This window comes from Haladaptatus marinus (genome assembly GCF_051194195.1).
In genome coordinates this window covers 362,828-377,200 of record NZ_JBLZNK010000001.1, presented here as the reverse complement: position 1 = coordinate 377,200, position 14,373 = coordinate 362,828, and the positions used below count along the sequence as shown (strand labels likewise).

Genomic DNA, 14,373 nt, shown 5'->3' with positions numbered 1-14,373 from the left:
TCGAATCCGACTTCGAAGTCGGATTCGACGCGGAGGCGTCCCTTCGCGTCACGGTCGATTCGCTCCTCGATTCCGGCGAGAAATGGCGGCGTCGGACGGTGGTAGCCCGTTCCCAAAATCACGACCTCGCTGTCGTGGGCGAATCGTTCCCCTTCCTGCCACTGCTCGCAGGTCAGGCGATAGCTATCGCCGACCTGCTCGATATCCTCGACTTCCGTCATGGCGAGCATGCCGACGTTCGGGTCGTCGCCTCCAACGGATCGCTCATACAGCAGGTCGTAAATTTCCTCGCTGGTGTTTTCGTCGATACCCTTGTACAGCAGGCCCTGCTCCGGCAAGAGGTCGTCTTTCGTTTCTTGGGACAGGTCGTGGAAGTACTGGGTGTACTCCGGCGTGAAGTGCTGGAGTCCGAGTTTCGAGTACTCCATCGGGAAGAACCCGTCAGACCGCGTGAGCCAATCGAGTCGGAACTCCGCTTCCGGTTGGTGGCGAAGCAGGTCGAGGAATATCTCTGCCGCGCTCTGGCCAGACCCGACGACCGTAACCGACTCCGTGTCCAAACAGCGTTCCCGACGATTTAGGTAGGATGCCGAGTGGAACACGTCTTCCTCGGAAGGCCCGCGAAGCGACTCGGGGACGAACGGAACGCTTCCGACGCCGACGACGATGTCCCTCGCGCGGTACTCGACCGTCTCACCCGCGTTCCCGTCTTCGGGATTGCGCGCAGTGACGTGGAACTCCCCCGCCGACTCGTCGTAGGTCACGTTCGTCACGCGGCGGCTGAATCGGGCGCTGTCCAACTCCTCGGCGGCCCAGCGACAGTACTCGTCGTACTCCCGGCGCGGCACCTGAAACGTCTCGTAGAAGTAAAACTCGTAGAGACGGTCGTGCTGTCGGAGGTAGTTCAGGTAGCTGTACTCGTTCGTTGGATCGGCGAGCGTCACGAGGTCGGCCATGAACGGCACTTCGAGCGTCGCATCCTCGATGAGCATCCCGCCGTGCCATTCGAACTCGGGTTTTTGTTCCAAAAACACCGACTCGCAGTCGGTGTCCGAGAGCAGGGCCGCGAGGCCAAGGTTGAACGGGCCGAGACCGATTCCGAGCACGTCATACACGTCACCAGTCGCGTCGTCGTTCGTCCGTCCCTCTTCCGTCGTCATCGAATCACTTCCTGCTCGAATCGCTCGCGCTCGCAAATCATCAGCAGGGCGTCCTTTTCCTCCAGCGCAACCTCGCGCTGTGGTTCGAAACCACACTTCTCGAAGACGTGGATGACCTTCTCGTTGCGAACGTCGGGTTCGGTCACGACACGGTCGGTTTCGTCGTGGCGGAACTGGAAAGCAGTCATCGCCCGTAGCAGTGGCTCCGCGTAGCCGTGACCCAAGAACTCGGGCACGCCGATGAGCAGGTGAATCCCTTGGTCAGTCGGCTCCGCGTCGTAGTGTTCTGCGAGGTCGTCGTCCACCGCCCAGTAGGATTCCCAGTAGCTCATGGGGACGTGGTCGAGATGACCGATGTAGAGCGTCTGATGGGTGTCGACCAGCTTTTCCGCGAGTTTCGTGCGGAACTCCGAGAGTGGGTCGTTCCACTGCCAGTAGGGCAGGACGTGCGGTTCGTTCAGCCAGCGATGGAGGCGACCGAGGTCGCGCTCCATCGCGGCCTGCCGGAACGAAATCGTCTTCTCGATGGTCGAATCGTGCGTCTGGAAGTCGTATTCCGACGCGATGATTCTGGAGGGGCCAGTCATCGATTTTCCTCCAGTTCAGTGACGAGTGGGTTCGGAACCTCGGTGTAGACGGACTGGTTTTCGAGCGTTCCGGTCAGTTCGTCCATGCCGCGGAACCGCGTCAGCAGGTTGGCCTTGCACGCCAGTCGTTCCTGCGTGAGCAGGCTCGAAAGCAAGGACGACGCCTCGTGGTCGTGTTCGGTCAGCGATTCGAGTTCTTCACGAAGCGCCGACAGGAGACGGGATTCGTCCACGAGTCCGGCGGTACCGAACGCGTTGACGACGCCGAGCATATTGTTCAGGACGACGTAGTACCGGATTCGCTCGTCCGCCAGCTCGTCCGAAACGAGCGTGTCCGCGCGTTCCGCGACGCCTGGAAGCAGGGAATCGACGTCGTCGTGTCCGGATTCCGTGAAGTAGTAGCCCTGGTTGTCCCGGTAGTGGAACTGTGCGGGATAGCCATCACGAAGCGTCAGGACGCTGTTTTGCTGATGCGCCTCCAAGCCGACGCCGTAGTTCAGGTAGAGCCATAGCACCGGCCGGAGCGAGATGGCGAGATATCGCCGGAACCAGTCTTCGCTCACGTCGTCGGTGGTTCGGCCTTCCCGCTCCGCGATTTCCGAGACGACGTTTGCGAGGCGCGAGTTTCCACCGAACATGTGGTCTTGGCAGAGGCCGACGACCGGCGAGGCACCCGCCGCGTCCTCACCGCGGAACGGATTTTCGCGCAGGACGACCTCGAACCCGGATTCGGGTGCCGATTCCGTTCCGACATCGACGGTCAGATAGGCCGGGTCGCGCACCACGGCGAAGTTCGGGAACCGGGTTTCGAGTTCGGTACCGAGTTCCGTGTCCATCAGTTCTGTGATGGCCACGCCGCGTTCGAGTTCGGGACGTTTGTTCGTCCGCTCCGAGTTGGTGATGTTTACCGCGAGCGACCCCTTCACCATGAACGACGAGTTCGGACTGTAGAGGGTTCGAACCGACGACGTCGGGTAGTACGGTTTGCCGTGGCTTCCAAGGTATTGTAGACTGCCATCCGCCAGCAGGGATTCGATGTGCGGTTGGGAGAGCAAGTGTTTCGCCTGCCACGGATGGACTGGAATCAGCACGTCGTCGCTTTCCACGTGTTCCCTGCGGAACGATTCCGAAATTTCGGAATCGTTCCGCAGTTCGGCCTTCACCCACTCATCAGCAGCTTCGTCGTGTGCCGAATCCTGTGCCACGATGTCGGGATCTGCCCGGAAGTAGTGGAGCGAAAACGCCCCGCGCAGTTCCGGCGCGTAGGTTGGTGCGTTTCGCGCCGCGATACCCACCCGACTTTTCGGCGTCGGGTGGAGCAGGTGGCCGAAAATCAGTGACTGCTCCGCATCCCTGAAGTCGAAGTCAGTACCGTACAGTCGGTCGTGATCGTCCGCGCGCGCGGCGACGAATCGCTCGATTCGGGCCTTGCTCGACAGCACGTGGGAGAGCAGTTCGTCGCCGACGTGGTCGCCCCCGCGTGCGAGGGACAGTTCCTTGATGACCAGACTCGACAGGGTCGCGTAATCGAGGTCGTTCCACCCCTCCCCCGCCCGGAACCGAACCGGAAGGTCGAACAGATGTCGTCCAGTCGGAGAGCGATACGATAGGGGTGCCCGAACGCCGATTCCCAGAATCGGAAGTTCGAACAGGGCCGACTCGCCAGCCTCGGCGGATTGATCCGGAACCACGTCGTATGCGCCGGTTTCGCGCAGGTAGCAGTTGAGGAAGGCGTGAGCTGTCGCGGATTCGGCGGCAGCCGCCGAATCCGCCGGTTCGACGGTGGAATCCGTTTGTGTCGTCGTTTCTGGTGGCGTCATCGCGCCACCTCCGGTGAGACCGCACTGAGAGAACCACCGCGTCGTTCGATTGCGTCGAGGATGTCGGCGACATCCGTCAACGTCGTGCGTGGGTTGAGCAGGGTAAACTTCAGCGCGGTGATATCGTCCACTTCTGTTCGCGCAACGACGGCCTCACCTTCCCGCAGGAGCGATTCGCGTATCGCCTCGTTCAACCAACTCAGTCGGTCGTCGTCCATCTCAGTCGCCGGGCGATACCGGAACACGACCGCATTTATCGTCGGTTCGGCGAGCAGTTCGAACGATGGGTGTTCCGAGAGGAGGGCCGCAACGTAGTCGGCGAGAGCAATCGTCCCATCGACCAACGCGCCGAACCCGTCCCGACCGAGCGCCTGGAACGAGACGAATGGTTTCAGCGCGTCGAACCGCCGCGTCGTCTGCACCGATTTGGCGACGAGGTTCGGCGCGGAGTCGCCCTCAGGATTGAGATACGATGCGTTTCGCGCGATGTGCTCGTACTGCGAGCCATCGCGCAGGAGGAACGCGCCACAGCTGATCGGTTGGTAGAACAACTTGTGGAAATCGACCGACAGCGAATCTGCCCGGTCGATACCCGAGAGCAGCCCCCGGTGGCGGTCGGACAGTGCGAGCGCGCCGCCGTAGGCCGCATCGACGTGGAACCACAGGTCGTGTTCGTCGGCACGGTCTGCGAGTTCGGAAAGCGGGTCGATGCTTCCGAAGTCGGTCGTCCCCGCCGTTCCGACGAGCGCGAACGGAAGGAGTTCGCGCTCGTCGAGTTCGGCCAACGTTCGGTCGAGCGCGTCGGGGCACATCTCCCGGTCGTCGTTCGTCTCGACGGTGATGACCGCATTTTCACCCAATCCGAGGTGGGCGGCAGCCTGTTCTGCGGTGAAATGCGCTTCCTCCGAACAGAGAATTCGCATGGCTTTGGCCCGATGTGGCAGTCCGGATCGCTGCACGTCGGTGCCGAACCGCTCCTTGGCGAACCACTCGCGGGCCAACAACAGACCCATGAAGTTCGACTGTGTGCCGCCGGAGGTGAACACGCCGTCACCATCCTCGTCGTAGCCGAACAGGCCACACAGTTCCTCGACCATCCGGTTTTCGAGGAGTGTCGCCGCCGGGCTCTGGTCCCACGAATCCATGGACTGGTTCGTCGCGGACAGCATCGCCTCGGCGGCGAGACCCGAAATCATCGGCGGGCAGTGAAGATGCGCGAGACATTGCGGGTTCGAAACGCCGACCGAATTCCGAAGGACGGGTTCGACCGATTCGAGCGCGTCCTCCAACCCTTCGCCCGCGTCGGGAATTATTTCCATTTCCGAAAACTCCTCGCGGAGCGATTCCGGATTCGCACCCGAGTAGGGGTCTGCGTTCTCCACGAACGCATCGAGAACCGCGTCCGTCGTTCGCTCCATCGCAGTTCGGTAGGCGTCCGTTCCCTCATCGCTGCCCAAAAACAGCGATTCGGTGGATTGTGAAACGGATCCGGTTGCTTCCGCGGTCGGTTCCGGACGATGTTCCGGTGGCTTGTTCATGCGGCGGTCACCTCCCGGCGAACCGCCGTCCCGACCGCTTCGTAGAAACGTTCCGCGATGGCGTCCACGTCGTCCTTCGTGACGATGAGCGGCGGCAGGAATCGAACCGTACTGCTGTCGCGCCCGCCCAGTTCCACGATGAGTCCGCGCTCGAAACATTCATCGCGGATTTCGGATGCGAGGTCGGAGTGGGTCGGATGGTTTCCGAGGTCGTCCTGCTTCGCTGTCGTATCGACGATTTCCGCCCCGAGCATCAGGCCGCGCCCGCGAACGTCGCCGACGCAATCGAACGTTTCCTGCGTTCCTTCGAGATGGTTGCGGAACCTGTCGCCCATCCTCTCGGCGTGGGATGCGAGGTCGTTTTCGAGAACGTACTGGATGGTTGCCTGTCCCGCGGCCATCGCCAGTTGGTCGCCTCGGAAGGTTCCGGCGTGGGCACCCGGTTCCCACACGTCCAAGTCCTGCTTGTAGACGACGACCGAAAGCGGGAGCCCGCCACCGACCGCTTTCGAGAGCGTCACAACATCGGGGACGATATCGGCGTGTTCGAAGGCGTACAGTTCACCAGTGCGTCCCAGTCCGGTCTGAATTTCGTCCACGACGAGTGGGATGTCGCGTTCGTGAGTCATCCGGCGAATTGCCCGCGTCCAGTCGTCGGGGGCGGGAATCGCGCCGCCCTCGCCCTGCACGAGTTCGAGCACCATTCCCGCCGGGTCAACGATACCACTTTCCGGGTCGGAAAGGACGTGTTCGACGTACCGACTCGCGGTTTGATGGCCGGACTCGCCGCCGATGCCGAACGGACAGCGGTAGTCCGAGGGATACGGAAAGTGATGCACGTTGGGCATCGTTCCCGGGATGGATTCCTTGGGGTCGGTGTTGCCCATCAAGGAGAGCGCGCCATGTGTCATCCCGTGATACCCCCCCTGAAACGCGAGGATAGAGCGGTTTCCAGTGGCGGTTTTGACCAGTTTCAGCGCCGCTTCGATGGCGTCGGTTCCGGCGGGGCTACAGAACTGCACCCGTGCAGAGTCCGAAAACTCGTCCGGGAGGCTGTCGAACAGCGTATCCACGAACCGCTCCTTCGTGGGCGTCGTGATGTCGAGCGTATGTAGTGGGCCGTTCGAGTCCAGCAGTTCCTCGATGGCCTGCACGACGACGGGATGGTTGTGGCCGAGGGCGAGCGTCCCCGCACCCGCCAGACAGTCATAGTAAACGTTTCCGTCCGCGTCCTCGACTTCGACCCCCTTCGCTCGTTGGATGGCGATCGGAAGATGTCGGGGATACGTTCGCGCGTTCGATTCGCGGCGCGCTTGCTGGGCCAGCAAGCGCGCGTTTCCGCTGCCGCTCATCGCATCCCTCCAGTCGAATCGACCGGTAGAGATGCATCTATTCGTGTGTTCCGCGGCGTATATCGACGCATTACAGGTTTTAGGCTCGCCTAAAACATTGTAAACCCTCCGATTTTTAGGCAGCCCTAAATATTATAAAACGTTACATTCGTCGTGGGAACAATAAAACTGCTAGACGAAAAGTAATTGAATTATCGAAGATATAGATACAGAACAAGGACGAGTAGCGCCGACTCAATTCCCATCCGGTGGAAGTTCGGTCGCGATGTACGGCCAACTATCTGCGTCAAGAACGGGTATGTTCCACGTTTCCGAGCGTTTTTACTGGATTGAGAGACGTTCGAGACGACACTCTATCTCCGAATGCCCCCAATAGCGAACGGTCTCGCACCGATGTTCGTATTCGATGAGGCCGATATCTTCCAACAGCGGGAGATGGATGTGGTGAAGTTGGAGCGCGATAGATTCGCGGTCGAGTTCGGTGTCCGCCGCGTCCGATTCTCGCTCCGAGAGCGCGTCGACGAGTTCATCCAGCGTCGTGATGTTTGAACCACCCGAAAGAACGCGGCAAATCGCTCTCCGTTGCCGATTCTCAAGAACCCGTGCGATAGTTTCGGGCGACAGTTTTCGCTCGTATAACTCCTCGGGATGAGACCGCACAGTTTCGATGTTGTCGGATCGTTTCTCGGAATCGCTCATTACCTGAGGAAACAAGTCGCTGGCCACCAATCCTTTGCCTCATTATTGAGGGTGCCTTCGTCTGGGTTACGTGCGGACGGGGTCAGTCCGTCTCGCTGCGGTTGCTGAACAGAAGCGTGAGTACCTTCTGCTGTGCTGCCTGCAAGTGTTGATGGAACGTCGGCGAGGATATGTCGAGCGTCTCGGCGAGTTCCGCTCCCGTACTCGACCGCGGATAATCGAAATAGCCCGCCAGATATGCGGCCAGCAGTATCTCGAACTGCCGTGCGGTCAGCATCGTCTCCAACTCGTGATGGAGGTCGGGTTCCGGGTGCAAGGGGTGTTCTCGGTTGCGTTTCGCAAGGAGCGTTGCGCTCGGGTAGACGGAATGAACCGCTTCGACGAACGGGCGAATCTCGGTGTTCGCCGGGACTTCGGCGATGAGCGTCCCCTCGCCGTGGGTAATCGACCCACTGCGGACGTACGCACCGTGTTCGATGAGTGCTTGCGCGGTGGTTTGTGTCCCCTTAATCGTGATTTCGAACGTGCTATCGCTGTCATTGCCCTGTATCTGTCGAACATGTTCGATACTGGGCGACGCCTCTGCTCGCTCGATGATGACGTCCGGTGAAACCCCGGAACTCGTCACGTAGAAAATGTAGGTGTCGTTCGGTGCCGGTACCACTCCATCCAGCGTGAACGAACACTCCAATTCCGCGGACGTGGTGACGAAAAAGGAACCCGTCCCGGTGAGTGAAAATTCGAGTTCGAGGATGTGGTCGCTGTAGAGGAGTTTCTTGCTTTCGGCGGCGTTTATCGCGTGGCCGATCATCTCACCCAGTTCGCCGAATACGGCCTGTTCACGCTCCCCGATGACCGTCGGTTGGGGTGCGTACACGACCAACACTCCATACGTCGTTTCCCCGTGTCCGAACGGAATGCAGGCAGCGGAACCGTAATTTCGCTCGAGTGCTGCGGCCTTTATCGACGAGGGAAATGCCGGGTCGGTTGAAATATCTTCGATGACCCGCAGCGTGCCGGTTCGCACCGCGGTCGCTGCGGCACCGTGCTCCGTTTCGGCTTTTTCGTCGGCGATCGCTTCCAGATACGCGTCATCGATACCGGCAGCGGTTTGGACGACAAACCCCTGCTCGGCCGACGACAGAGTGCCGACGAGCGCGCCGTGATAGACATTTGACGCCGCGAACCGCTCGCACACCGTCCGCTCGATTTCCTCCCGCGTCGGGGCGGCGACTAAAGCTTGATTGATATCCCTGACGATGGTGTTGATTCGGTTCAACGTCGTCAGTTCGTCACGTTGCCGAGCGATGGCACGTTCGCGTTCGGCTCGCGTCAGGGCGGCTTCCGTGTTGGCGGCCAACACCCGCAGCAACTCGAAATCGATCCGGTCGAAGTCACGAACCGACTCCGAAGACGTGAGAAACACGCCGTGTTCTCCGAGCGGGACGATAATGGCGCTTCGAATCGGTGTGTCCCGGGTTGCTCCTTGCTCCGTTGAATCCATGTCGGTGACGACGCGGGGTTCGCCCGTTTCGAAGACCTCCCAGACGAACGGATCTTCCGGCGTGAACGTCGGCACCGAACCGAGTGCGGCGGCAACGTCGTCAGTCGTTGCAACGGGTTCGAGCGCATCAGCATCCGCCGCTTTGAAATGGATTCCGCTAATCGGGAATTCGAGAACCTCCGCCGCTGTCGTCACCGCGTGCGTACAAATCGTTTCGGAGGACGCAGTCTCGAACATTCGTTGTGTCGTCTCGTGCAGCGCGTTGAGTGCATCTTCACGGCGTTTCCGGTCACTGATGTCACGAAAAATGCCTTGAATGACCTTCTGGTCGTTCAACTCGGTTACCTTCGAGCTGATTGCAACAGGTATCTGGGTTCCGTTCGCGGTGACGACCGTCAGATCGCGATTCTCCTCGAAGCGGCCGCCACGTTCCTGATGGCCTTGGAACATCCGTTCGTACCGTCCGGATTCGTCGGCGGGATGGAGCTCGGCTTGATGCATTCCTTCCAACTCGTCCATCGACCGGCCGAGCAACTCGGCCGCCGCTCGGTTAGTTTCCTGTAGGATGCCGGTTTCCGCATCGGCCACGAAAATCGCGTCCGGCGCGGTTTCCACGAGCGTCCGATACTTCTCCGTCGCCGCATCGAGTTCGTTTCGCTGTCGCTGCCGTTCGGAAACGTCCCGGAGTATCACCGTGAACAACCGCTGTCCGCGATAGGTGTGCTCGCGAAGCGAAACGGAGAGTGGAAATTCGTCACCAGTTTGCTGGAGACCGACTCCTTCGATGGTCGTGTCTTCGACAGTCGGTTCCGAATCATCGATATACTGGTAAAAATCGGAGAGATACGCGTCGCGATGCCGCTCCGGAAACAGCATGCGTATCGAGCGCCCGAGAAGCTCGTTTTCGTGATAGCCGAAAAGGGAAGTTGCCGCTTCGTTCGCAAAGACGATGGTCGCCGTCTCGTCCATCGTGATGAATCCGTCGAGTGAATCCCGAACGATGCTTTTGAAAAAAGCGGCCTCTTCGGCCGACTCGCTGCTCCTGAGTGAGCTGGCGGTCGGGTCGTTCGGGGGAGAGGGCTCGGACATGATTGTGGAATACAGGGGGAGGACGAGAAATAGGCTTTCGCTAAGCCATCGGGTATTTTCAATAAAATTATACGAATGGTGCGGTATTTTCGAGCCGATATTCAGTCGGACGACGCACGCCCCAGAACGGTTTCGGCGAGGGTCGGCACGAACGTCCCCACGTCCGTGACCATCCCGATGGCCTGTGCGCTTCCTCGGTCGAGCAGCTGCGTGACCGTCGCTGGATTGATATCCACGCAGACGACGCGGGTGGTCGATGGCAGACAGTTACCCACCGCAACGGAGTGGAGAAGTGTCGAGAGCATCAATACGAGGTCTGCCTCATGGGCTTGTTTCCGAATGGCATTCTGAGCCTCGACGGCGTCGGTGATGGTGTCCGGCAGTGGGCCGTCATCACGAATCGACCCCGCGAGGACGTATGGAACGTCGTTTTCCACACATTCGTACATCACTCCCTCTTCGATGAGTCCGTCTTCGACCGCCTCAGCGATACCGCCCGCTCGGATGACCTCGCTAATGGTGTAGATGTGGTGTTTGTGCCCCTTTCGGGGATGTTCCAGCGTTTCGATATCCATCCCCAGCGAGGTACCGTACCGACCGCGTTCGATATCGTGCACCGCGAATCCGTTACCCGCGCTGAGCATGTCGATGTACCCCTCGCGGATGAGGTGGGCCAAGTCGTCGCCAGCACCCGAGTGAATGAGTGCCGGGCCGACCACGGCGAGCACCGTCCCGCCGTCCTCTTTCGTCTCCACGATGGTTTCGCCGATTTCCCGAATGAGCGACTCCGAAGGCCGTTCGCTCGACACGCCGCCCTGCATGAATCCGAACGGGCCGCCCCCGCCGCGCGGACGTTCCGGCGGGTCAACTCGCACGCCGGACTCGTCCGTAACGACGAGGTCACCTTCCTCGATAGCGTTGAGCACCTTCGTCGTCGCCCGCCGCTCGTCGGGGTCGATGACGATTGCACAGTCCATCTCGATGTTTTCGACGGAGATCCACTCGTCCTCGTACCGAACCTGCGTCGGGTGGTTCGTCGTGGAGTAAAAGCCGTGCGGAACGACTTGGTCTTCCGGAGCCGGTTCCAGCGCTGCGTCCGTCGGATTCGGGACGTGTGCGCCGTTTTGGTGCAGTTCGTGCAGGATAGACCGAAGCGTCTCCTCGTCGTTCGCCGAGACGGCCATTCGGGCATACGACTCCTCGTCTTTGTGTTTGCCGACCCGAAACTCTTCGACCTCGAACTCCCCGTCGAGATCCATCACGACGCCGAAACATTGTTGCATCATGCCGGAGTCGATGATGTGTCCCTCCAACTCGACTGTGCGAGATTGTACCATACAAAACCGGATGTGCGAGAGTGGTATCAGCGTTGTGTCGCCGGACAGATTCTCGCTACTCCACCACCCGGCCGCCATCGAGATAATGGGTGATCTTGTCGGTCGTCGAAGTCGCCCGCTTTGTAAACGTCACGAGGCGCTCGCCGTCGACCGTTCGGTCGTCCGTGATATCGAGCGTCATCCCGAGGGAATCCAGATGCGAAAGTGTCGCATCGATAACGTCCGCATCGTCCCGAATCGTGTGCTCTTCACCGGCGAACTCCCCAGTGTTCACTCGCTGAATCGTCTCGACCATCGGCAACAGAATGGCTTCGCCGAGTTCGTGCGCTCGCCGCTCGATTGCCGCAGTCGGTTCGTTCCATTCGACCGCTTGGAAAGCATCGCGAACGAGACGGGGGAACATGAAATCACGACCGGTATCGAAGGGCAAGGAGAACGCATACGCGAGGTTATCCCGATGCGTCGCCGGTGTCGTGTATTTGAGCAGATTTCGCCCGTCGAGCGATTTCATGACGACTCCCTCGCGACCGCGGGCGTCGAGGTTATTCAGCAGTGCCGACACGGCTTCCGTCTCAGTCGGGTCGTACCGGCCGAACAAGGTGGTTTGTGGAATGTCGTACTCCGAACACAACCGACGACGGTCGGCGACGGAAACCGGCCGTCCAGTCACGCGGTCGCGGATATCGAACACGCGAAACGCCACGTCCGAGATACCCGGATAGTCGTACGTCGTGTACGGGTTTCGTGGCCCGACCATCTCCCCGCAAAGCATGACCGTCGGGTTGTCGTCGAAAAACGGCGAAAGGGCGATGCTTCTTTCGACTTTCGCGGTCGTAAACGGGCAGATGAATCCACCGCGGGTGAACGCAAAGAGCGTCCCGTCGACACGGACGACGCGAACGTTGTAGCCGTTTAGCTTCTCTTCGATGACGAACGGTTCATCGAAGAACGCCGGGACACCTTCTCCGAGGACGAGAATGCGTGGAATACTCGGAAACCCTCGGACGACCGTCTCGCCGATGAGTACCGTTCCACGTTCGATACCGGAACGTGCCTTCGGAAGGAGCCGATAGTCATGTCCCTCGTACGTCCACTGCTGGAAATGCTCGACGAAATCTTCGACTGCATCGGGTGAAATCCCGAGTTGGTCGACGGACACCATGCTAGCTGTTAGCGAGTCTGCGGGAAAAGAATGACGACGGCACGACAGTGTCGAGTGTCGTGGAAATTCGGGCGTTCACACCGGTGGAGAGAGCTATTATCGGTGAGCACCGATACACATCTATGGCTGACTTTCCGTTGAAACAGCGATTCGTGCTCGACACGTCGGTGTTCATCACGGAAGAGATTCGCCGTGGAGACGAATCCCTCGATGAAACCCTCGTCCGACTGCTCGACCTCATCGCCGACGCGAAACTCGAACTGAACATCTCCTGTTATCTCCCACCGTCGGTGTACGACGAACTCACGACGATGTTGGACGAACGTGACGTCTCCGAGGAGGTCTATTCAAAACTCAACATTTGGGTCATCAAGAAAAATCCCGCGCGGTACGAGGTGATGATTCCGGCGGAAATCGTCTACCAGTTTATCGACGAGATGAGCGACCGGGTCAATCGCGGCCTTCGCCTCTCTGAAAAAGCGGTTCGCGAGGCCCGGACGTTGGAAGAACAACCCGTCGAAGACCACGAATATATGACGGAAATCGATGCGTTGATTTCCAACCTTCGGGACAAATATCGCCGCGTCCTTCGGCGCGGCGTTCTCGACTCGCGCGAGGATTTCGACCTGCTGATTCTTGCTCGGGAACTCGACGCAGGCGTCGTCACCGAGGATACCGGCATCATCGGCTGGGCGGAGGATTTCGGCCTCCGATATCTGAAGGGCCGGGATTTCCCCTCGCTGCTCGAAGAGTATCTCGAAGCGAACCAGTGACTTTCCATGAACGGGAAGCGTAGCCGCTGCGTGTGCTGAACTACTGACTGCGAAAAATCGAAAATTTTCTGCTCAGGGTTCGAGCAGAACTTTCGTCACACCTTTCTCACGGTTGTCGAACCGCTCGTACATCTCCGGTGCTTTGTCGAGGCTCACGCGATGCGACACGACGAAACTCGGGTCCGCACGCCCCTCGATTATCAGGTCACGAAGTTCGCGGTTGTAATCCTTGACGTTACACTGGCCGGTGCCGACCTTGAGTCCTTTCTCGAAGAACTTCCCGAAGTCGATGCCGAGTCGGCCCTGCGCGGCCATCTCGTCCGGCGCGCCGGGGTCGGACGGCACGTACAGGCCGGGGACGCCCAACTGCCCGGTCGCGCGAACGACCTGAATCAGTTGGTTGAGCACGACCGCGGGGTTCTCCCGTGCCGGGTCGTAGGCGTCGTCGCCTGTGTCGGTTTCCGGGTCGATCGCTTGGTAACCGACAGCGTCTACGCCTTTGTCCACACCGCTGCCGTGGGCGTCCTTTATTTGTTCGACCGGGTCGCTGTCCTCGAAGTTGATTGGCGTCGCATCACAGTGTTGTTCCGCGAGTTCCAACCTACTCGGGACCCTATCGACTACGTAGATTTCCGAGGCGCCCTTGATTTTCGCGCTGTAGGCGGCCATCAGTCCGACCGGTCCCGCCCCGAAGATGGCGACCGATTCGCCGGGTTGGAGGTTGGCCAGTTCCGTCCCGTGCCATCCCGTCGGGAAGATGTCCGCGAGCAGGATGAACGAATCCTCGTGCTCGGTGCCTTCCGGCAGTTTCAGTGCGTTGAAGTCCGCGAACGGGACTCGAAGCCGCTCCGCTTGCCCGCCCTTGTACGGCCCCATCGCAACGTATCCGTACGCGCCACCGGCAAAGCCGGGATTCACGTTGGTACAGAATCCTGTGTATCCGTTCTCGCAGTTCTTACAGAAGCCACAGGCGACGTTGAACGGAAGGACGACTCTGTCACCTTCCTCGAGCGTCTCCACCCCGTCGCCGACTTCGTCCACAATTCCCATGTTCTCGTGCCCGAACACGATTCCCGGATCCGCGTCGGTTCGGCCCTCGTACATGTGGAGATCCGACCCGCAGATGGCCGTCGTGGTGATGTCGATAACGACATCGTTCGGGTGTTCGATTCCTGGTTCATCGACCGATTCTACTGCTACGTCGTGCGGTCCTTGATAAACGACCGCGTCCATTGACATTCGTTCCCACCCCTGCAACTACACGGCTACGGGGGTCACGACTATGATGTTTTTGTCCCAAAAGAGGAGGTGTCTGCTGGCGTCGATTCGCTCGTTCAAATTCGGTACAGAGC

Annotated in this window: 11 protein-coding genes; 1 reads left to right on the top strand and 10 read right to left on the bottom strand. The window is 59.8% G+C overall.

Going from position 1 to position 14,373, the window contains the following annotated elements; translation table 11 throughout:
* The 9 genes from ACN2TU_RS01980 to ACN2TU_RS01940 all read right to left on the bottom strand — a co-directional run.
* Positions 1-1,160 (bottom strand): lysine N(6)-hydroxylase/L-ornithine N(5)-oxygenase family protein (locus ACN2TU_RS01980; protein ID WP_435152407.1); only part of this gene is annotated, 1,160 nt, incomplete at its 3' end.
* The gene (locus ACN2TU_RS01975) at positions 1,157-1,747 is read right to left on the bottom strand and encodes a GNAT family N-acetyltransferase (RefSeq protein WP_435152404.1); all 591 of its coding nucleotides are present in this window, start codon (positions 1,745-1,747) and stop codon (positions 1,157-1,159) included. The genes ACN2TU_RS01980 and ACN2TU_RS01975, both read right to left, overlap by 4 nt.
* The gene (locus ACN2TU_RS01970; protein WP_435152401.1) at positions 1,744-3,567 is read right to left on the bottom strand and encodes an IucA/IucC family protein; all 1,824 of its coding nucleotides are present in this window, start codon (positions 3,565-3,567) and stop codon (positions 1,744-1,746) included. Before ACN2TU_RS01970 ends, ACN2TU_RS01975 begins: the two co-directional genes overlap by 4 nt.
* A complete protein-coding gene (locus ACN2TU_RS01965) occupies positions 3,564-5,105 on the bottom strand; it encodes a pyridoxal phosphate-dependent decarboxylase family protein (protein WP_435152399.1) in 1,542 nt (513 codons plus the stop codon). Before ACN2TU_RS01965 ends, ACN2TU_RS01970 begins: the two co-directional genes overlap by 4 nt.
* On the bottom strand, positions 5,102-6,457 hold the full coding sequence (locus ACN2TU_RS01960; protein ID WP_435152396.1) for a diaminobutyrate--2-oxoglutarate transaminase: 1,356 nt from the start codon (positions 6,455-6,457) through the stop codon (positions 5,102-5,104). The genes ACN2TU_RS01965 and ACN2TU_RS01960 overlap by 4 nt, the downstream gene beginning before the upstream one ends.
* A gap of 321 nt (positions 6,458-6,778) precedes the next feature.
* A complete protein-coding gene (locus ACN2TU_RS01955) occupies positions 6,779-7,156 on the bottom strand; it encodes a DUF7344 domain-containing protein (RefSeq protein ID WP_435152392.1) in 378 nt (125 codons plus the stop codon).
* Positions 7,157-7,238: 82 nt separating this feature from the next.
* The gene (locus ACN2TU_RS01950; RefSeq protein ID WP_435152389.1) at positions 7,239-9,749 is read right to left on the bottom strand and encodes a PAS domain S-box protein; all 2,511 of its coding nucleotides are present in this window, start codon (positions 9,747-9,749) and stop codon (positions 7,239-7,241) included.
* 101 nt (positions 9,750-9,850) lie between these two features.
* Positions 9,851-11,086 (bottom strand): ornithine cyclodeaminase, nickel-pincer nucleotide-dependent, encoded by a 1,236-nt coding sequence (locus tag ACN2TU_RS01945; RefSeq protein WP_435152386.1) that lies wholly within the window; start codon positions 11,084-11,086, stop codon positions 9,851-9,853.
* A 55-nt stretch (positions 11,087-11,141) separates the two neighbouring features.
* Positions 11,142-12,248 carry an RNA ligase gene (locus ACN2TU_RS01940; protein ID WP_435152384.1) on the bottom strand — a complete coding sequence of 369 codons (1,107 nt, stop codon included), beginning with the start codon at positions 12,246-12,248 and terminating at the stop codon, positions 11,142-11,144.
* Between the two features lie 122 nt (positions 12,249-12,370).
* Here ACN2TU_RS01940 and ACN2TU_RS01935 point away from each other — a divergent pair, with 122 nt between their 5' ends.
* Entirely contained in the window at positions 12,371-13,021 is a 651-nt protein-coding gene (locus tag ACN2TU_RS01935) for an RNA ligase partner protein (protein WP_435152381.1), read from the top strand.
* Positions 13,022-13,093: 72 nt separating this feature from the next.
* On the opposite strand, the gene ACN2TU_RS01930 is transcribed toward ACN2TU_RS01935, so the two are convergent.
* The gene (locus ACN2TU_RS01930; RefSeq protein ID WP_435152444.1) at positions 13,094-14,254 is read right to left on the bottom strand and encodes a glutathione-independent formaldehyde dehydrogenase; all 1,161 of its coding nucleotides are present in this window, start codon (positions 14,252-14,254) and stop codon (positions 13,094-13,096) included.
* Between the last annotated feature and the right edge of the window lie 119 nt (positions 14,255-14,373).